This is a genomic window from Streptomyces sp. 71268 (genome assembly GCF_029392895.1).
GTDB lineage: Bacteria > Actinomycetota > Actinomycetes > Streptomycetales > Streptomycetaceae > Streptomyces.
Window position 1 is genome coordinate 1899547 of record NZ_CP114200.1, and the last position, 20159, is coordinate 1919705.

The following is a 20159-nucleotide window of genomic DNA, read 5'->3' on the forward strand; positions in this document are numbered from 1 at the left end:
TACGGGCCCCCGGGCCGGGCCACCGGTCGTGCGGTCGGTGGGCGCGCGGCCTACTCCTCGTCCTGCTCGCGGTCCTGGTGCTGGACGTACCGCAGCACGCCCCACATGGCGCGCGCCACGGCCGCCGCCTCCGCGGATTCGCCCGAGCCGGGCCCCGTCTCGCCCTCGGCGGTCGGGACCGCGGTCGGCTCGGCGGCGCGCTGGGCCGGCAGCGGGGAGCCGGCCGCGCTCGCGCCGGGCTGGCCCGGCAGCGCGATGCCGGCCGCTGGCCGCGACCGTGCCACCTCCGCCGCCTCCGCTACCCAGGCGTCGTCCGCCCGGCACCCGGTGAGCTGCTCGCGCAGGGCGGGGGCGTCGATGCCCGAGCCGATGAGCACGAGTTGGGTGAGCCGGGGCTCACCGGACGGCCAGGGCTCCGGGTAGAAGCGCAGGAAGCGCCCGACCGCGTGCAGCACGTACCGGTTGCGCGGGTCGCCGGCCCCGAAGTCGACGAATCCCTTGATCCGGTAGAGCCCCGCCGGTCGCGCGTCGAGGAAATCCATCAGCCGCCGCGGGTGCAGCGGCACGGACGAGGTGAACGCGAGGCTCTCGTACGTCGCGTGCGGGTGGCCGGCGTGCCCGTCGCCGCCCCCGGGCTCCAACTCGGCGCGCAGGTCCTCGAAGGAGAGTTGTCGCCCGGCGCTCTCGTCGCGCGGACGGCACGCGAAGAGCAGTTCCGGATCGACGCGGCCGTGCTCCGCGACGATCACCGCCGTGCCCCGGCTCAGCTCGTCGAGGGTGTCCCGGAGGGCGGTCAGTTCGGTCGGCGAGACCCGGTCGGCCTTGTTCAGCACGACCAGGTCGGCGATGGCCAGGTGCCGGTCGAGTTCCGGGTGGCGCTCCCGGGTGGCGGCGAACTCGGCCGCGTCGGCGACCTCGACCAGGCCCCCGTAGACCACCCGCCGGTTGTCGCTGGCCAGCACCATGCGCACGAGTTCCTGCGGTTCGGCGAGCCCGCTCGCCTCGATGACGATGACGTCCAGGCGGGCAGCGGGCGCGGTCAGGGTGTCCAGGTAGCCGTCGAGTTCGCTGACGTCCACGGCGCAGCACAGGCACCCGTTGCCGAGCGAGACGGTCGATCCCACCTGCCCCGACACGCTCATGGCGTCGATCTCGATCGAGCCGAAGTCGTTGACTATGACGCCAATCCGGGTGTCGCCGCTGTGCCGGAGCAGGTGGTTGAGCAGGGTGGTCTTGCCCGACCCCAGAAAGCCCGCGAGGACGATGACCGGGATCTGCTGCTCGCTCAACGGGGGACCTCTCACACGGTGGGCACGGGCTGCGGCGGTGGCGGACCGACGTAGCGGGCCGCCGGGCGGATGATCTTCGAGTCCTCCGCCTGCTCCAGGATATTGGCGCTCCAGCCGACCACGCGGGCCGCGGCGAACGTCGGCGTGAACATGGCACGCGGCAGCCCGCACAGTTCCATCACGACGCCGGCGTAGAACTCGACGTTGGTGTGCAGTTCGCGCCCCGGCTTCAGCTCCGCCAGGATCGCCTCCACCTGGGCCTCCACCTCAACGGCGAAGTCCACGAGCGGGCCGCCGAAGCCCTGTGCCACGCCGCGCAGCATCCGCGAGCGCGGGTCCTCGGTGCGGTAGACGGGGTGCCCGAACCCCATGATCCGCTCCCCCGCCCGCACCCGCTCCCTGATCCAGGCGTCGATCCGGTCGGGGGTGCCGATGGCGTCGAGCGTGTCCAGGGCCCGGCTCGGCGCGCCCCCGTGCAGCGGCCCCGACAGCGCGCCCACCGCCCCCACCAGGCAGGCGGCGAGATCGGCGCCGGTGGAGGTGATCACGCGGGCGGTGAAGGTGGAGGCGTTGAAGCCGTGGTCCACGGTGGAGATCAGATACCGCTCGACGGCGCGAGCGCGCTCCGGCTCCGGCTCGGTACCGCTCAGCATGTAGAGGTAGTTGGCGGCGTACGGGAGGTCGTCCCGTGGCTCGACCGGCTCAAGGCCCTCGCCGAGCCGGTGGAGCGCGGTGAGCAACGTGGGTACGGCGGCGCACGCCGCCAGCGCGTCCGCGCGCCGGCGCTCGGTGTCGATGTCGTACAGCGGCCGGAACCCGGCGGACGCGCCGAGCAGGGAGAGCGCGGTGCGCAGCCCGGCGAGCGGCCCCGACGGCCCGCTGGCGCGGGCGATGCCGGGCAGCGCGGCCCGCAGCGCCTCGGGGAGCCGGCGCAGGGCCGTGGTCCGCGCGGTGAACGCGGCGCGCCGCGCGGCGTCCGGCAGCTCTCCGTAGAACATCAGGTGCCACACGTCCTCGAAGGTGCGGCTTTCGGCGAGTTCGACGGCGGAGTACTGGCGGTAGTGGTAGAAGCCCTCGCGACCACGGACGTCACCGAGCGCGGTGTCGGTCACGACGACTCCCGCGAGCCCGCGCGGCACCTCGACCGGCGCACCGTCCCGCGTCCGGCCTCCGGAGGGCGGCTGCTCGCCGCCGGCCGGCAGGGGGGCGCGCGGCCCCTGAGCGACTGCTTCGGACTCCTGAATCGGCATCTTCGACTCCCCTTCTCGCTTCACATTGATTTTGACTGTCCAGTACGCATGATCGAGCTGTCAATATTGATTAGAGCGAAGTGAATCAATATATGGAGGGAAGTCCATCGGCATGGATACGGTGAGGTCATGGCGGACACGGAGTCGAACACCGAACCAGAGACCGGTCGCGGCGAGCGCCGGCTGACCACGCGCGAGGCCGCCGAGCTACTCGGCGTCAAGCCCGAGACGGTGTACGCGTACGTCAGCCGCGGCCAACTCACCAGCCGGCGCGCGTCGGGCGCGCGGGGCAGCACCTTCGACGCCGGCGAGGTCGAGGCGCTGCTCCGGCGCGGACGGCGCGAGGCCGCGGAGCGGCCCCAGGGACAGCCGGCCCCCGGGGAGACCGTGGTGCGCACCGGCATCACCCTCATCGAGCCGGACCGGTACTCCTACCGCGGCGTGGACGCCACGGCGCTGGCACGGCGGCACGGGTACGAGGAGGTGGCCGAGTGGCTGTGGACCGGGCAGCTGAGCCCCGGCGTCCGGTTCACCGCCCCGCCGGAGACCCGCGCCGCGGCGCGCCGGGCGGTCTCGGCGCTCCCCGCGCACAGCGGCCCGATGGACGGGCTGCGGGTCGCCGCCATCGCCGCCGGGGCCGCGGACCCGCTCCGCTTCGACCTGACCGAGCGGACGGTGCTGGCCAGCGCCCGCAGCCTGATCGCCACGCTGGTGGACGCCCTGCCCCCGGCGCCGGGGCAGCGCGTGCCGGCGGCCGACGCGCCCCACTCCGGCGAGCACGCGGCCCCCAGCGCCGACCCGCTGTCGCCGAGCATCGCCGAGCAGCTCTGGCTACGGCTCTCGCCCCGCCCCGCCGACCCCGCCTCGCTACGCGCGCTCCAGAGCGCGCTCGTGCTGCTCATCGACCACGACCTGGCCGCGTCCACGCTGGCCGTCCGGGTGGCGGCCTCGGCGCGGGCCCATCCGTACGCGGCCGTGTCCGCCGGGCTCGGCGCGGCGGACGGGCCACTACACGGCGCGGCCAGCGGGCTCACGCACCGCATGCTGGCGGAGGTGCTGGAGCGCGGGAGCGCGGCGGCCGTCGTGGCGGACCAGTTGCGCGCCGGTGGCGGGGTCCCGGGGCTCGGGCACCGGCTCTACCCGGCGCACGACCCGCGCGCGCAGGCGCTGTTCGCGCTGCTCGCGGAGGTGCCCAGCGCGGCGGACGCCCTGGCCGCCGCGCGCGAGGTGGCGGCGACGGCCGCCCAGCGCACGGAGTCGCACGCCAACGTGGACCTCGCGCTCGCCGTGCTGACCGTGTCGGCCGACATGCCGCCCGAGGCCGGCGAGACGGTGTTCGCGGTGGGCCGGGTGGCGGGCTGGATCGCGCACGCGCTGGAGGAGTACACCGAGCACCCCCTGCGCATGCGCCCCCGCGGCCATTACCGGGGGCCCAAGCCGCCCCAGCCGATGCCGTAGCGCGCGCCCCCGGGAACCGGCGTACGCGGCGCGCGGCGCGCGCGGCCCGTACGCGTCACCACCCTCCCGTCCCCCGTACGGCGGAACCGGTGGCGTCGCCCTCGGCGCGCCACCGATCGCCTGAAGTCGCGTCATCGCTGCTCACGGAGTGAGCAACGGAGGCCCGTCCCACCCGGGCGCGGCCACAGCTCAGGTTAGGCTCGCCTGCGTGAGCACCTGTGCGACCAGTTCGCGGGAGCTGGCCGAGCCCCTCGCGGGTACCGCCGCCGCTGCCCGCACCTGGCTCCTGATCGAGCAGACCGGCCCCTGGGGCGCGAAGGCCCTCACCGCCAGTCACCTCGACCCCGAGGTGGGCCGTGCGCTGGAGCGTGCCGCGGAGGGCACCGGCGTCCGCGTCGCCCTGATCCGACGGCCCGGGCGGCACGCCGACCGCCGCCTCCCGACGCGGCAGCGCGTGTTCGCGGCGCACACCCTGCCCGGCCGGTCGTGGATGCGCACGACCCAGGTCAGCGACCCGGCGGCGCTGCTCGCGCTGGACTTCGCGGCCCTGGGGGCCGGCGACGTACGGGCGCTCCCGCTGGCCACCCAGCGCCCCTTCGCGCCGTGGGCGCCCCCCAGCTCGCCCCCGGGCGCCCCTACCTCGCCCGCGCGGTGGAGCCCGTACGAGGGCGAACCCCTGGCCTTCGTGTGCACCAACGGCAAGCGCGACCGCTGCTGCGCCCTGCTCGGCCGCCCACTCGCCGTGGAACTGGCCGCCAGCGCCACCGACGTCTGGGAGATCACCCACATCGGCGGCCACCGCTTCTCCCCCACCCTGCTCGTGCTGCCGTACGGGTACGCCTACGGCCGGGCCACCGCCCACTCCGTCAAGGAGGTGCTCGCCTCCGCGCGACGGGGCCGCGTCGTCGCCGACGGCGCGCGGGGCCGCTCCGCGTGGGACCGCCCGGGACAGGCCGCCGACCTGGCCGTACGTCGACACACCGGGGAGGACCGGGCCGACGCGTTGACCGTCTCGGACGTGGTGGCCCAGCCCGCGCACCCCACGACGGACGCCGCCCACGACGCGGCACCCGCCAACGGGTCCGGCTGGAGCGCCACCGTCACACACACCGACGGCCGCGCCTGGCGGGTCCTGCTGTCCCAGTCGCCCTCCGACCCGCCCCGCCCCGAAAGCTGCGGCGCCGCGCTCGGCACCCCCGCCCGCTTCGAGGTCGTGTCCATCCGCCCCCTGCAGGCCGCCCCGCTGGACGTCGGCTAGCCTCCCCGGCGCCCCGAGCCCCGCCCCGTCACCCGACCGTTTCGCGGCGCCGGGGCCGAGCGAAAACGTTCCTGTCTCTGTTCTGCTCCTTTTGCTCACGCTAGAACGGACACTCATCAGCTCTCAGCACACGGCACCGGCAGCCGCGTCCCCGTACGTTCATCCCCATGAGCGGGTCGGCAGGGGCAGTTCCACCGGTCCGGGCCAGGACCGGCCACGGTGGCGACGGGGGACGGAACGGAGGCGGACGGATGCGGATCGGGTGGCCCCGGCGCGTCTTCTCACAGGTGCTGCTGATGCAGTTGGCCATCGCCACCGGCGTCACGGCCCTGGCCACCGGCCTCTTCCTCGCACCCCTCAGCTCCCAACTGGACGACCAGGCCATGCGCCGGGCGCTGGCCATCGCGCAAACCACCGCCACCCGCCCCCACCTCGACGACGAGCTACGGACGGGACGCCCGTCGGCGCGCGGGCCCGTGCAGGCCGAGGCGGAGGCGATCCGGCGCTCCACCGGAGCCGAGTACGTCGTGATCATGGATCGCCGGGGCGTGCGCTGGTCCCACACCTCGCCGGGCGAGATCGGCAAGCGGGTCTCCACCGACCCCAGCGAGGTGCTCGCCGGGCGCGAGCTGATGGAGATCGACCACGGCACGCTCGGCCGCTCCGCCCGAGGCAAGGTCCCGCTGCGCGACGAGCACGGCCGCATCGTCGGCGCCGTCTCCGTCGGCATCGCGTACGAGAACGTCCGGGACCGGCTCCTTTCGGCCGTGCCCGGGCTGCTGGCGTACGCGGGCGGCGCCCTCGCGGTGGGCGCGATCGCCGCCTACCTGGTGGCCCGCCGGCTCCAGCGCCGCACCCACGACCTCGCGTTCTCCGACATCTCCGCGCTGCTGGCCGAACGCGAGGCCATGCTGCACGGCATCCGCGAGGGCGTGCTCGCCCTCGACGAGAACGGCCGGATTCGACTGGTGAACGACGAGGCGCAACGCCTGCTCGACCTCAGCCCCAGCGACACCGGACGGCCGCTGGACGAGGTGCTTCCGCTCGGCCGCACGACGGACGTCCTCGCCGGCCGCGTCACCGGCGCCGACCTGCTCACCGTCAGCAACGGACGGGTGCTCGTCGCCAACCGCATGCCCACCGACGACGGCGGTGCCGTCGCCACCCTCCGCGACCGCACCGAACTCGAACGGCTCGGCCGCGAACTGGACGGCACCCGTGGCCTGATCGACGCCCTGCGCGCCCAGGACCACGAGCACGCCAACCGGCTGCACACCCTGCTCGGACTGCTGGAGCTCGGGCTGTACGAGGAGGCGGCCGAGTTCATCACCGAGGCCGTCGGCGTGCACCGGGCCACGGCCGAACAGGTCACCGAACGCGTCCACGACGCGCTGCTCGCCGCCCTGCTGGTCGGCAAGGCCACGGTCGCCACCGAGCGCGGCGTCTCGCTGCGCGTCTCCCCGGACACCTGGCTGCCGGACCGGGTGGTGGACCCGCCGGGGCTGGTCACCATCGTGGGCAACCTTGTCGACAACGCGCTCGACGCGGCCCCCGGCGCCCCGGACCCCTGGGTGGAGATCGAGCTGAGCGCGGAGGGCGGCACCGTCCTGGTCCGTGTCACCGACTCCGGCCCCGGCATCCCCGCCGACCAGCGTGAACTGGTCTTCACCGAAGGCTGGTCCACCAAGGCGCCACCGACCCACGGCAAACGCGGCATCGGGCTCGCGCTCGTGCGCCGGCTCGCCGAGCGTCAGGGCGGCAGCGCGCGCGTGAGCGCCCCGGCCGCCGGCGGCGCCGAGTTCACCATCATCCTGCCGGATGCACTCACCGAGGAGCCTCGATGATCGACGTACTGGTCGTGGACGACGACGTCCGGGTGGCCGACATCAACGCCGCGTACGTCACCAGGACACCGGGCTTCACCGTCGTCGGGCGCGCCCACACCGCCGCCGAGGCCCTGGCCTGCCTTGAGCGCACCCACGTGGACCTCGTGCTGCTGGATCACTACCTACCGGACGAGACCGGCCTCGCCCTCGTGGCCCGACTGCGCCAACTCGGCCACCACACCGACGTGATCATGGTGACGGCCGCGCGGGACATCGCCACCGTCCAGGCCGCCATGCGCCACGGCGCCCTCCAGTACCTCGTCAAGCCCTTCACCTTCGCCGGGCTGCGCGCCAAGCTCGACGGTTACGCGGCGCTGCGCCGCGCGCTGGCCACCGACGAGGAGGCCGGCCAGGACCAGGTCGACCGCATCTTCGGCGCCCTCGGCGGCGCCTCGGCCGGCCCGCCCACGCTCCCCAAGGGCCACTCCCCGCTGACCGCGGACCTCGTACGCCAGGTGCTGCGCGGCGCCGACGGCCCGCTGTCCGCCCAGGAGGTCGCCGACCGCTCACAGCTCAGCAGACAGACGGCCCAGCGCTACCTGAAGCTCCTTGAGCGCGCCGGCCGCGTACGCCTGAGCCTGCGCTACGGCGAAACCGGCCGCCCCGAACACCGCTACCTCTGGCGCGCCCCCTGACCAGCCCCCTCGCCCCACCGCGCCCCCGTCTGGGTTCCGGCCGCCGGGCCCCTGCCCGCGCGCGCCCCGTACGCCCTGTCCGCCGCTGAGCCGCCCCACCAGGCCTCCCAAGGCCGCGCGCCACGCCAAGGGGCCCCGACGCGGCCCGTCGGCGCCTGGACAGCCGCACAGCGTCGCCACGGCGCCCCGGCTGGCGCGCGAGGGCCCTGGCGGCCCGCTGAAGCCTCGGGGACACGCGCCGCGCCTCGGCCTCGCGCGCCCCTGCGAGCGCCTACCCGTCAGGCGTCGATCCGGGACCGGTCGAGCGTCGCGGCCGAACTGGTGATGAACTCCTTGCGCGGCGCCACCTCGTTGCCCATCAGCAGGTCGAAGGCCCGCTCGGCCGCCTCCAGGTCGCTGATGTTGATCCGGCGCAGGGTACGGTGGCGCGGGTCCATCGTCGTCTCGGCGAGCTGGTCGGCGTCCATCTCGCCCAGGCCCTTGTAGCGCTGGATGCTGTCCTTGTAGCGCACCTTCTTGCGCTCCAGCTCCAGCAACGTCTGGCGCAGCTCGTCGTCCGAGTACGTGTACAGGTACTTGTCCTGGCCCTTCTTGGGCTGGATCAGCTCGACCCGGTGCAGTGGCGGCACGGCGGAGAAGACCCGCCCCTGCTCGACCATGGGGCGCATGTAGCGCTGGAAGAGCGTGAGCAGCAGGCAGCGGATGTGCGCGCCGTCCACGTCGGCGTCGGCCAGGAAGATGACCTTGCCGTACCGGGCCTGGTCGATGTCGAAGGTGCGGCCCGACCCCGCCCCTATGACCTGGATGATCGCGCCGCACTCGGCGTTCTTCAGCATGTCCGTGATGGACGACTTCTGGACGTTCAGGATCTTGCCGCGGATCGGCAGCAGCGCCTGGAACTCGGAGTTCCGGGCGAGCTTGGCGGTGCCGAGCGCCGAGTCACCCTCGACGATGAACAGTTCGCTGCGGTCGACCGCGTCGCTGCGGCAGTCGGCCAGCTTGGCCGGCAGCGAGGACGACTCAAGGGCGGTCTTGCGGCGCTGCGCGTCCTTGTGCTGCCGAGCGGCGATACGCGTCCGCGCCGCGGCGACGATCTTGTCCAGCACGGCCCTGGCCTGCTGCTTGACGTCCCGCTTGGACGAGCCCAGGAACGCCTTCAGCTCCTTGGCCACCACGTTGGCCACCACCCGGGAGGCCGCCGACGTGCCGAGGACCTCCTTGGTCTGCCCCTCGAACTGGGGCTCCGCGAGCCGGACCGTGACGACCGCGGTGAGCCCCTCCATCGCGTCGTCCTTGACCACGTCGTCCTCGGAGACGCGCAGCACCTTGGCCGCGCGCAACGCCTCGTTGACGGTCTTGGTGATCGAGCGCTCGAAACCGGAGACGTGGGTGCCGCCCTTGGGCGTGGCGATGATGTTGACGAACGACTTCACGGTGGCGTCGTAGCCGGTGCCCCACCGCAGCGCGATGTCCACGCCCAGGTCGCGGGTGACCTCGGTGGGGGTCATGTGCCCCCGGTCGTCGAGGACGGGGACGGTCTCCTTGAAACTGCCCTGCCCGGTCAGCCGCAGGGTGTCGCAGACGGCCTTGTCCTGCGCCAGGTACTCGCAGAACTCGCTGATCCCGCCGTCGTAACGGAAGGTCTCCTCGACCGGCTTGTCCTCCTCGACGCCCCGCTCGTCCCGGACGACCAGCGTCAGCCCCGGCACCAGGAAGGCCGTCTGCCGCGCCCTGGCGTGCAGCGTGTCCAGGGAGAGCTTCGCGTCCTTGAGGAAGATCTGCCGGTCCGCCCAGTACCGCACTCGCGTACCGGTCCTGGCCTTCGGCACGCGCTTGCCCTTGAGCAGGCCGTTCGCCGGGTCGAAGGGCGCGTCCGGGCCGGACTCAGTGAAGATCCCCGGCACGCCACGGCGGAAGCTGATGGAGTGGGTGGCTCCCCCGCGGTCCACCTCGACGTCCAGCCGCGCGGAGAGGGCGTTGACCACCGAGGCGCCGACGCCGTGCAGGCCGCCCGAGGCCGCGTACGAGCCGCCGCCGAACTTGCCACCCGCGTGCAGCTTGGTCATCACGACCTCGACGCCCGACAGGCCGGTCTTGGGCTCCACGTCGACGGGGATGCCCCGCCCGTTGTCCCTGACCTCCACCGAGCCGTCCTCGTGCAGGACGACCTCGATGCGGTCGCAGTAACCGCCCAGGGCCTCGTCCACGGAGTTGTCGATGATCTCCCAGAGGCAGTGCATCAGGCCACGGCTGTCCGTGGAACCGATGTACATACCCGGGCGCTTGCGCACCGCTTCCAGCCCCTCAAGGACGAGCAGGTGCCGCGCGGTGTAGTTGGAGCCGCCCCGATCTGCTCCGGTCAGCAGCGCAGTGGACGGCACAGACATCTCGGCGGTCACGCGGTTCGCTCCTCGCTGAATTTCGACTGGCCCTCGGCCGGGCTCAGGGGTGGGCTGGGCGCCGTCAGAAGCGTACAGATGCCTGGTAGAGCCTTTGTGCCGCCACCCGTGAGAACGCCCATGCTAATCGAGAGTCGCTCGTACGTTCGATCCCTCGATGGGGTGACGCGTACATCACGTTCCCAAGGAGGCATGAACCATTTAGGCTCCGGGCACGTCCTGATGAACAACCCGGCAACCCAGCCGGCGGGACAAGACCGACAAGCGACGTGAAACCGTAAGCCAGCGAAATACGGCTCATTCGCCGCCAACCGTCACCATCCAGCCGACTCGGAAAGAAATTTCAAGAGAAAGCCACGAACGGGAACGTTTTCGGCCTGGTTGGATGTTGACCCTGGTACGACAGCTCGTCGAGCTAGAGAAGAGGCGACGTGACTACTGTTCTGACCCCCGCGAGCCCGCTGACGGCCGCTGACCGCTGCGATCGTTGCGGCGCCCAGGCATATCTGCGCGTCGTGCTGACAAGCGGTGGCGAACTGCTCTTCTGCGCCCACCACGGGCGCAAGTTTGAGCCAGAACTCAAGAAGATCGCCGCGGAAATACAGGACGAGACCGAGCGGCTGACCGCTGCCCCGGCGTCCGCGTCCACCGAGGAACGCTGACACATCGCATCCACGACGAGCGAGGACCGGCGTAGCCGGCGACGGGCGGTCGCCCCGCGCAGCGCGGGGGGACCGCCCTCCTCGTCTCTCCCTCGGTACTCCGCGGTCCGCTACTACCCGTGTGGCTCCACGAGCGGAGCCACGGCCGAGATCCGCGTATAGACCCCCGGGCTGCCTGGCTGGGCGCATCCGCTCCCCCAGGAGACCAGCCCCACCAACCGTCCCCGTGCCACGAGCGGGCCGCCGCTGTCCCCCTGACAGGCGTCACGCCCGCCGCTCGGGTCTCCGGCGCACACCATGGACCGGGCCACATAGGTGCCCTCGGCGGTCCCTGGGTACGCCTCCTCGCACCGCTTGTCATCGAGCATCTTCACCTCGGACGTCATGAGCTGCGCCGAGTAGTTGCCGGTACCCGTGGTGTCACCCCAGCCGTACACCTTCGCGGCCGTGCCCGGTCGGTAGGCGGCATCGCCCTCCTGCGCCATGGGGATCACCCACTCCGCGGACTGCTCCCGTTCGAGCGTGAGCACGGCCACGTCTCCCGCGTTCGTCGCCGGATCGAAGTCCGGATTGACCCACACGCGCCGCAGCGGCACCTCCTCACCCAGACCGCTGCCCAGATCACCCCGACCCACGATGGCCCGCAGGTCACCGACCGCACCACGGTCCACGCCCAGCACCTCGCGACTCATGCAGTGAGCCGCCGTGATCACCGTGGTCCGGGAGACGAGCACCCCGCCGCAGAACTGGCCCGAGCGCGCCTCACCGAACCGGTCACGGCTGCCCAGCGCGACGGCCCACGGCGCGTCCGCGACCTGTACCGGCTGGCCCCCGATGACGACACCGTCCGCGGCCGCCGAACCCGGCAGGGCCGGGACCGTCACGAGCGCCGCGAGCAGGGAAGTGGACAGCGAAGAGAGCGGGGTACGCATGCGGGCCTCCTGACCAAGCGGAGCGAGCTGTGCGCTCAGCGTCACCCAGACGGGCGCGCCCCGCATCCGGACAGCAAACGGGCCGGGCCCTCCCGAGGAGGACCCGGCCCGCAAACACGCAGCGTACGGCTGCCGATCAGTCCAGGTAGTCGCGCAGCACCTGGGAGCGAGACGGGTGACGCAGCTTCGACATGGTCTTCGACTCGATCTGACGGATGCGCTCACGCGTCACCCCGTAGACCTTGCCGATCTCGTCCAGCGTCTTCGGCTGACCGTCCGTGAGACCGAAGCGCATGGAGACCACGCCGGCCTCTCGCTCGCTGAGCGTGTCGAGAACGGAGTGCAGCTGCTCCTGCAGCAGCGTGAAACTGACCGCGTCGGCGGGCACGACGGCCTCGGAGTCCTCGATCAGGTCACCGAACTCGCTGTCGCCGTCCTCACCGAGCGGCGTGTGCAGCGAGATCGGCTCGCGGCCGTACTTCTGGACCTCGATGACCTTCTCCGGGGTCATGTCGAGTTCCTTGGCCAGCTCCTCCGGGGTGGGCTCGCGGCCCAGGTCCTGGAGCATCTGCCGCTGGACGCGGGCGAGCTTGTTGATGACCTCGACCATGTGCACCGGGATACGGATGGTGCGGGCTTGGTCGGCCATGGCGCGCGTGATGGCCTGACGAATCCACCACGTGGCGTACGTGGAGAACTTGTAGCCCTTCGTGTAGTCGAACTTCTCGACCGCGCGGATCAGGCCAAGGTTGCCCTCCTGGATGAGGTCCAGGAAGAGCATTCCGCGGCCCGTGTACCGCTTGGCCAGCGAGACCACCAGGCGGAGGTTGGCCTCCAGGAGGTGGTTCTTGGCCCGCCGGCCGTCCTCCGCGATGATCTCCAGCTCACGCTTGAGCTTGGGGGCAAGCTTGTCCGCGTTGGCCAGCTTGTCCTCGGCGAACAGGCCCGCCTCGATCCGCTTGGCAAGTTCGACCTCCTGCTCGGCGTTGAGGAGGGGGACCTTGCCGATCTGCTTGAGGTAGTCCTTGACGGGGTCGGCGGTGGCGCCCGCCGCGGCGACCTGCTGGGCCGGCGCGTCGTCCTCGTCGTCGTCGGAGAGGACGAAGCCCTGGTTCTCGGGCTCCCCCTCGCCACCCTCGGCCTTGCCCGCGGCCTGCGGCTCGTCGATGGGCTCATCGCCGTCGAGGAGTTCGTCGGCATCCTTCTTGGACGCCGCCTTCTTCGTGGCGGCCTTCTTGGCGGGCGCCTTCTTCGCGACCGCCTTCTTGGTCGCGGCCTTCTTCGCCGCGGCCTTCTTCGCGGGCGCTGCCTCGGCCTCTTCGCCCACCCGGTCGTCGGCCGTGGCCGCCGAGGCGGTCGCGGCGGCAGTGGTCTTCTTGGCGGCGACCGTCTTGGCCGCGACGGTCTTGGTGGCGGTGCGCTTGGCTGGGCTCTTCGCTGCGACGCTCTTGCGGGTGCGCTTGGGCGCCTCTGCGGCACTGACCATCAGCGTCACACCCTCCTCGTCGAGGACCTGGTTGAGGCTGCGCAGAACATTCTTCCACTGGGTTGGCGGAATCTGGTCAGCCTCGAAGGCCCGACGCACATCGTCGCCGGCGATCTGCCCCTCAGCCTTTCCCCGCTCGATGAGCGCCATGACAGACTCGGACTCGGCGATCTCCGACGGGAGCGTACGGGATGTGCTGGCCGACACGAACAACCTCTCGGAACGATGGAAACGGCTTCCGGCCCCGTCCGTAGACCGGAGCCGACGACCGCCGGCAAGGATGAACCGACGGCGCAGGTGGAGGCGCAGAGGACAACAGCGCCGCGAACGACGCCCGTATTCCTCCTCGGCTGCCACCTCTTTAGTCATCGCGCTGCCCCAAAGAGCGTTACGCCCAATCACCGTGGCCCGAGTCACACCACATAGCGATCTAAAACATCACCTAATCGGACAGAGGCCGCCGCGTCGCCGAACCCGTGGTCTGCCCCGGCCAGCCGGACAGGGTTCGGCGACGTCACCGCAACCGGGCAACGGGGGTCAGCGCCCCCGCCAGGGGGTGCGGTCAGTGCTCACGCGGCGCGGGCACCACTCGATCGACCTCGGGGTGGACCATGAGCAGTTGAGCCATGGCGGCCTCCGCACCGGCTCCGTCGCCGGAGCTCACCGCGTCGACGATCCGACGGTGCTGCCCCACACTCGCCTCGGCGGGGCGGTCACAGCCGGTGACCGGGCCGCCGGAGACCTGAAGTGCGGCGGCGATGATGCCGGCCAGGTGTTCCAGCATGCGATTGCCCGCGACCTGGAGCAGCACCGCGTGGAACTCGGCGTCCGCCCGCGAGTAGGTCAGGGCGTCACCCTGACCCAGCGCGTGGCTCATGATCTCGACGACCTCGGCGAGTCGTTCCTTGCCTTCCTCGCGGCCGTTTCCGGCGGCGAGCCGGGCGGCGAGCGGCTCGATGGTCCAGCGCAACTGGCACAGCTCTCGTCGCTGGTCATCGCGCTGCGGCCCGAACGCCCGCCACTCGATGATGTCGGGGTCGAGCAGGTTCCAGTCGCTGACCGGGCGGACCCGGGTGCCGACGTTGGGCCGGGCGCTGACCAGGCCCTTGGCCTCCAGCACTCGTAGGGATTCGCGCACGACCGTGCGCGAGACCTCGAAGCGCTGGCCGATCTCTTCCGGAACGAGCGGCCGGTCGGCCCCCAGATCGCCGGAGACGATCATCTGCCCTAGCTGCTGGACGAGTTGGCCGTGCAGGCCGCGGCCGCGGTTGCCGGCGGAGCGCCTGCCCACTCGGCCCAGCTCTGCGTCCGCTTCCCAGGCGGGGAGGGCGACACGTTCGGCGCCGGGGGCCTCGGCGTAGGGGTAGCGGTCAAGCTCGCCCGAGCCTGCGAGGCCGGAGTCGGCGGGGCGAGCCGCGGTCGTGGTGGTGTGCGCAAGGGTACTCACGCATCCTTTGTCGGCGACGCCCCGAAGGCCCTTAAGGTCTTTGGTGAAAAGCACACGAAAGGGTGATCGCCCATTACCTCATAATTGACGTCCAATCGGACAGAAGTGAGCGGGCTGTGGGGAGTTGCGCACAGTTCACGCGCCCATGAGTGCGTCCGCGTACGCCCTGGTCGGGCCCCTGCCCGACGGGCATCAACCGCCGGCGCTCATTTCGCGCGCTGCCAGCGCATGGCGCGCCCGAGGCGTGGACGGCCACGAAGCGCCGTGCGCACATAAGCGCACAACAGTACGGAGATCGAGAGCGCCATCACGTGCCCTACGGGTTCGCTGGCCAACCGCGTGGCCAGGGCCAGACCCCGGTCCGGCATGGACGGCCACTCGACCAACGTCGCCGCGCGCACCCGTTCCGACATGCCCGCCAACGACCTCGCGGACGGCTCCTCGACCGCCCGCCGCAGGAATGTCAGTGCGAGCAGCGGTACGGCCAGGGCGGCGCCGAACCCCAGCAGCGTGGAGCGGAGCACTGCCGCGGCCAACAGCCCCACCCACGCGCAGCCGACCGCCAGCAGGCACCAGCCGCCCAGCAGTGCGGGCCAATCCGATGGCGGTCTGGCCACGTCCGCGCCGTACAGGAGCCACAGCGCCGCCCCGTTGGTCAGCGCCGCGATGGTCGCGAGCAACACCGCGCCGCCCGACCAGACCAGCAACTTCGCACCGAGCAGGGCGAGCCGTCGCGGAACGGCGCCCTGCGTCGGGGCCAGGGCGGGATAGCGGTACTCCTGCCCGAACGCGAGGGCGCCGAGCAGGCCGACGCCCACGGCCACGGGCGGCAGGGGGAGCGACCTCGGCCACCCGGTGAACAGTCGGGCCGCCGCCGCGTCGCCCGTGCGGGCAAGCAGCACACCGGCGAGGAGCGAGGCGACGAGCGTCGCGGCCGTGACGTACCAGGCGGTGCTCACACTGATCACGCGCCGTAGCTCGTACCGCACTGGCCAGGCCGGTCCCGGTGGGGGGAACCGGGTGAGCGCCAAGGCCCGTGAGGCCGGCACCGCGCCCCCCTCGGGTGTCGGTTCGCCCACCGGCGTGGGCCAGGGTGCGCCGGCGCGGCCGGCCACTCCCCCAACGCCGCCGAACCCCACCCACGAGCCACTGCCGGCCACGACGAGGCCGTCGGGCTGGGAGGCACACGCCAGCTCGCCCGCGACGCCCGGCCGCGCGCCCCCGGGAAGCTCCTCCATCAGGGCAGTGCCGTGCTCAGGTCCACCGCCAGCACGGGCCAGGAGCGTGACGTGGTCCGACGAGGGAGCCGGGGCATGCCGACGGACGGCATCCTGTCCCAGCGGTGTCGTCAGGCTCGGAACTCCGAGTTCGTCCGCGAGACGGTGCACGAGGATGCCGTTGCGGTAGGCGAGCTCACCTACGGCCGCGCAACTGCTGCCGTACACGGCGATGCGGCCGCTGCCCTCGGGGACCACCTCGATCCGCTCTCCGGTGGCCCGCGCCTGCTGCGTCAGCAGGGCGGCGAGGCGGTCGGCGAACGGCGAGCGCACGACGACGCGTGGCCGCAACCGGGTACGCGCGAAGTCGGCGGCGCTCTGGTCAGCCGCCAGTCGCCCGCCCTCGATGCTGATCACCCGGTCGGCGAAGCGATCCAGACCCCGGGGTTCGCTGGTGGTGACGAGCACCGCGCCGCCCTGGTCCGCGTAGCCACGCAGCAAACCGTGCAGCCAGGCGGTCTCACGGGGCGACAGATCGCGCACGGGCTCGTCGAGCACCAGCGCGTGCGGGTCCCCGAGCAGTGCGGACGCCAGGCCGAGGCGGCGGTCCATGCCACGCGAATAGTCGCCCAGCCGCTGTTCGGCAAGGCTGCTCAAGCCCACGAGGTCCAGCACCTCGTCCACGCGTGCGACCGGCACTCCGGCTGCCGCCGTGAGCATGCCGAGGTGCCGCCGGGCGGTCCGCGCGGGGTGGCCCGGAACGTCGCCGAGCACCACTCCGACCTCGCGCGCAGGGTGCGACACCCGGTGCAGGGGACGACCACGGAAGAGCGCGAGGCCGCGCCCCGCCTCCAGTTGCAACAACAGACGCAGTGCGGTGCTCTTGCCGGCGCCAGGCGCCCCGAAGAGAACCGTGACGAGTCCGGGACGCGCTTCGAAGGTGAGGTCATCGACGACGGGCGGCTGGTTGCGGCGGGGGGCACTGGTCAGCCCGATGGCCTGGATCATGGCTTCTCTCGCGAGGCGTGAGACCGCACTGCGGCAGGTGGGATATGGGCTATCGCAGCACCGTAACCCCATCTGTCCTATCTTCTCCGCATACGCAACCTTTGCAACGCCGTAGTGTCACACCTCGGGACGCAACATCGGAGGGTTCAGGAGGGTCGCGCCCCCGGCCCTGAACAGTTGAGCAGGCCGACCACCCTGGCGCGTCGTCGTGCCCCCGGTGGGGACGAGAAACCCAGGCGTGCCGGTGACCTTGCGGTGAAAGTTGCGCGGGTCAAGCGCCACGCCCCACACCGCCTCGTACACACGGCGCAGCTCGCCGACGGTGAACTCGCGTGGACAGAACGCGGTGGCGAGCGAGGAGTACTCGATCTTCGAACGCGCTCGCTCCACCCCGTCCGCGAGAATCCGAGCGTGGTCGAAGGCGAGCGACTCACCGTGCCCGGTCCCGCGCCCGAACGCGTCCTCTTGGTTGAGCAGCGACTCGACCGGAGCCCAGCGCGCACTGTGAGCGTCGCCGCCCGCCCGAGGGGCTGGGAGGTCGGGAGCGAGTGCCAGGTGCGCCACGCTGACCACACGCATCCGAGGGTCGCGCCTGGGGTCTCCGTAAGTGGCCAACTGCTCCAGATGCGCGGCGTTCGGCGGCGCGGGGTGCGTCGGGTCGTGGGCGAGGAGTCCGGTTTCCTCGGTGAGCTCGCGCGCGGCGGCGGCTGACAGGTCCTCATCTCCGCGCACGAACCCACCTGGTAGGGCCCAACGCCCCTGGTGCGGCTGCTCGCCACGGCGGACGACAAGTGCGCAGAGCGCGTGCTGTCGCACGGTGAGCACGACCAGATCGACAGTGACGGCGAAGGGCGGAAAGGCCGACGGGTCGTAGGGCATGAGGGGATCATAGTCGTCTGCCTGACGATAAAAAGGCCGCTGCATCGCCTTGACACAACCCACCGAGCGAGCGCACGCAACCTCGTCATCGCCCACGTCGCCATGGATCGCCACTTACTCATGGAGGTCTCCCAACTGCCGTCCCACCACTGCCGACTGCCCTGCTCCCCAACCAGGCCCTCCCCTTCTTCCCGTCCGCCTCTCCCTGCTCAACCAGAGCGCTCGACTCGCGGCCGCCGCACCGCGCCGCAGGGGCTGTGCGGCGCGCGGCACCGGGGCAGTCCCCCGATCAGGCGATGTGCCTGTGTCTTCCACTCGTGACGTGCGGAGGTATCGGCAGCCGCCGCCAGGCGGAAGGGCCTCAGGTCGGGGCCCTTCGCCACGAAGGCCCCTGCTCTGCCATGAGGGGCGAGCCACCCAGCGCGCCCCCTTCGGCCCAACTGTGTCCGCGTGAACGATCCGCGTGGTCAACATGGCACGACTCAGAAGCGGTTGCGCTGCGCGCGGCGCCTGTCACGGCTGTGAAGCGGTCGATCTGGCGAGGGGGCGGGCGCGGGTCCAGGCGGAGTCCGTCGCTCCCGACCCTGCTGTCCGCGGCGACGTTGAGGGCCTTCGACAGGAGGGGCTCAGGCGCTCCGTGAGGCATGTGCCGATCGCGACAGCCACCTGCGCTGGGCTAGCTCGTGCCGTTGGTGTCGCGCGGCCCGCCGTGGCGGCGCACCCGGGGCCTGCCCGCTGGTCCACGAGTCTCCCCCGTACCGCGTCGCTTAGCGGGTCGACTTCCCCCGGCCGGCCGCGGCGGTGCGCTACGCCGTCGTTGGCGGGGCACCATCGGCAGTTCCGACGTGGACGGGGTGGACTCTTGGTCTCCGGGTGAGTCGGTCGCGGGAGAAGTGGCGCCCCGCCCACATGTCTGTCCGCTCGCCGTCGCGGCCTGAGCGTCCCGCTTCGACGACTCAGGATCGGGCTTCTGACGGCTCGCGCACTGCGCCACGGATCGCGAACCGTTCTTCCGTGGCCGAGCCTGTCGTCCCTTCCGTGCGTCGATGCGGCGCAGTTCCTCCTGGACCGCGCTGCGCAGCGCGCCGTCCGCCGAGCGTCCTGCCCGCTCCTCGCGCAGCGACCGGCGGAGCAGCTCGGGGTCGATCCCCTCGTTGCACGCCTGGTGCAAGAGCCGGGCGAAGATGTAGTCGGGATCAGCGTGCAGGGCACGGCTGAGCGCCACCCGAGCCTCGGGCTCGTCCCCCAGCGACCAGGCGACCCAGCCCGCCAGGGTGAGCGGCGCGGCAGCGTGCTCCGAGTAGGCGCCCACACAACGGCGCGCGAGGGCTCGCCACAGCCGCAGTGCGGGCTCCGCCTCCGGCCCCTCCATCCACTCAGCGGCTCGGTCGCGCGTGACTCGGTCCTGGAGGCCGAGGATCATCTCGGCCGCCTCGTCCTGCGCGAGAAGGTCGTCGTCGCGGTCGTCCGCCGCCGCACGTCCGGAGACCGGGTCCGCCTCCTTGAAACGCTCAAGCGTTCCGGCCGCCAGGTCCAACGTCCGCCCGCGCACGGCGAGGGCGGAGTCTCCGAGCATCTTGGGGACGAGGGTGCCCGCGGCGGTGTCCAGCGCTCGTTCCTGCTCGGGCAGGCGCGTGGTGGACAGTGGCGCCAGCCGGGCCTCCATTTGTCGTAACGAGCCACGGACCTGAATTCCCGCGTAGGTGGCGGCGGCAGCCATCGCGGACGTGCCGGGCAGGACGAGCGGTGTCCCCTCGCGAGGGCAGCAACGCCCGTCGGGGCAGCAGTACGACCAGAAGGTCCCCGCGGAAATGCAGAGTGCTTCGAGAACGGGGGCCTCCAGCTTTCCGCACGCCACGCGCAGCCGCTGGACCAGTGGGCGGAGCCGCTCCATCACCTGGTGCCCGCTGTCCCCCTGCTCAGGGTCCTGGCAGACGAAGATGATGACGCCGGTGACCTGGTGCCCTCGCCCCCTGCAGCCCGTGATCAGGCAGTCGGCGAGCTGATCGCACATGTCCGGCCAGTCCTCGGGAATGGCCGGAATGCCCAGGCGCAGCCTGCCACCGAAGCGTCCCTTCTCACCGTGCAGCGCGATCATGACCACGCTGTCGGTGGGGTAGAAGCCCAGGAGATACGGAAGGGCGTCAGCGAGCTCCGCCGGGCTACGGAGAGTGATTTGCTCCAGGCCAGAGGCGAGCGAGGGCTGGTGTGCGGGCGAGGCGTCGGAGGAGCCGGCGGGATCGAAAGGTTCGTTGCGGTTCGTCATGGCACGAGAGTCGCGTGGCCGGCAAGATACCACCAGACCTGTGGATAACTCGCAGATTGGAAGATTGTCGTACTAATTGAACTTCAG

The 20159-nt window shown here is 71.9% G+C and carries 14 protein-coding genes; 5 read left to right on the plus strand and 9 right to left on the minus strand.

The genetic code is table 11. The annotated features are described in order from the left end of the window. Positions 1-50 precede the first annotated feature (50 nt). Both OYE22_RS06925 and OYE22_RS06930 read right to left on the minus strand, forming a co-directional pair. On the minus strand, positions 51-1289 hold the full coding sequence (locus OYE22_RS06925; RefSeq protein ID WP_348652188.1) for a GTP-binding protein: 1239 nt from the start codon (positions 1287-1289) through the stop codon (positions 51-53). An 11-nt stretch (positions 1290-1300) separates the two neighbouring features. Continuing rightward, on the minus strand, positions 1301-2539 hold the full coding sequence (locus tag OYE22_RS06930) for a citrate synthase (protein WP_348652189.1): 1239 nt from the start codon (positions 2537-2539) through the stop codon (positions 1301-1303). A 129-nt stretch (positions 2540-2668) separates the two neighbouring features. Between OYE22_RS06930 and OYE22_RS06935 the strand changes: the two genes are divergently transcribed. From OYE22_RS06935 to OYE22_RS06950, 4 genes are all read left to right on the plus strand, one after another. Beyond that, on the plus strand, positions 2669-3997 hold the full coding sequence (locus OYE22_RS06935) for a citrate synthase (protein ID WP_277319585.1): 1329 nt from the start codon (positions 2669-2671) through the stop codon (positions 3995-3997). Between the two features lie 208 nt (positions 3998-4205). Beyond that, positions 4206-5255 carry a sucrase ferredoxin gene (locus OYE22_RS06940; RefSeq protein ID WP_277319586.1) on the plus strand — a complete coding sequence of 350 codons (1050 nt, stop codon included), beginning with the start codon at positions 4206-4208 and terminating at the stop codon, positions 5253-5255. 251 nt (positions 5256-5506) lie between these two features. Beyond that, complete coding sequence (locus OYE22_RS06945) at positions 5507-7099, plus strand: sensor histidine kinase (RefSeq protein WP_277319587.1); 1593 nt, start codon at positions 5507-5509, stop codon at positions 7097-7099. Then, positions 7096-7776, plus strand: coding sequence for a response regulator (locus tag OYE22_RS06950; RefSeq protein WP_277319588.1), 681 nt, complete (start codon positions 7096-7098; stop codon positions 7774-7776). Before OYE22_RS06945 ends, OYE22_RS06950 begins: the two co-directional genes overlap by 4 nt. Before the next feature lie 278 nt (positions 7777-8054). Here OYE22_RS06950 and OYE22_RS06955 read toward each other — a convergent pair whose 3' ends face one another. Then, on the minus strand, positions 8055-10175 hold the full coding sequence (locus OYE22_RS06955) for a DNA topoisomerase IV subunit B (RefSeq protein WP_277319589.1): 2121 nt from the start codon (positions 10173-10175) through the stop codon (positions 8055-8057). Between the two features lie 431 nt (positions 10176-10606). Here OYE22_RS06955 and OYE22_RS06960 point away from each other — a divergent pair, with 431 nt between their 5' ends. Further along, positions 10607-10837, plus strand: a complete 231-nt coding sequence (locus OYE22_RS06960) for a hypothetical protein (RefSeq protein ID WP_176164504.1) — start codon at positions 10607-10609, stop codon at positions 10835-10837. A gap of 113 nt (positions 10838-10950) precedes the next feature. On the opposite strand, the gene OYE22_RS06965 is transcribed toward OYE22_RS06960, so the two are convergent. The 6 genes from OYE22_RS06965 to OYE22_RS06990 all read right to left on the minus strand — a co-directional run bounded on the left by OYE22_RS06965 (position 10951) and on the right by OYE22_RS06990 (position 20072). Continuing rightward, positions 10951-11769: a serine protease gene (locus OYE22_RS06965; RefSeq protein ID WP_277319590.1), complete on the minus strand. Its 819-nt coding sequence runs from the start codon at positions 11767-11769 to the stop codon at positions 10951-10953. A gap of 136 nt (positions 11770-11905) precedes the next feature. Then, the gene (locus OYE22_RS06970; protein WP_277319591.1) at positions 11906-13462 is read right to left on the minus strand and encodes an RNA polymerase sigma factor; all 1557 of its coding nucleotides are present in this window, start codon (positions 13460-13462) and stop codon (positions 11906-11908) included. A 355-nt stretch (positions 13463-13817) separates the two neighbouring features. After that, positions 13818-14756: a FadR/GntR family transcriptional regulator gene (locus OYE22_RS06975; protein WP_277319592.1), complete on the minus strand. Its 939-nt coding sequence runs from the start codon at positions 14754-14756 to the stop codon at positions 13818-13820. Positions 14757-14908: 152 nt separating this feature from the next. Next, positions 14909-16927, minus strand: a complete 2019-nt coding sequence (locus tag OYE22_RS06980; protein WP_277319593.1) for an ABC transporter ATP-binding protein — start codon at positions 16925-16927, stop codon at positions 14909-14911. A 117-nt stretch (positions 16928-17044) separates the two neighbouring features. Continuing rightward, positions 17045-17806, minus strand: a complete 762-nt coding sequence (locus OYE22_RS06985) for an NUDIX domain-containing protein (protein ID WP_277319594.1) — start codon at positions 17804-17806, stop codon at positions 17045-17047. Positions 17807-18482: 676 nt separating this feature from the next. Next, a complete protein-coding gene (locus OYE22_RS06990) occupies positions 18483-20072 on the minus strand; it encodes a DUF4192 domain-containing protein (protein ID WP_277319595.1) in 1590 nt (529 codons plus the stop codon). Positions 20073-20159 lie beyond the last annotated feature (87 nt).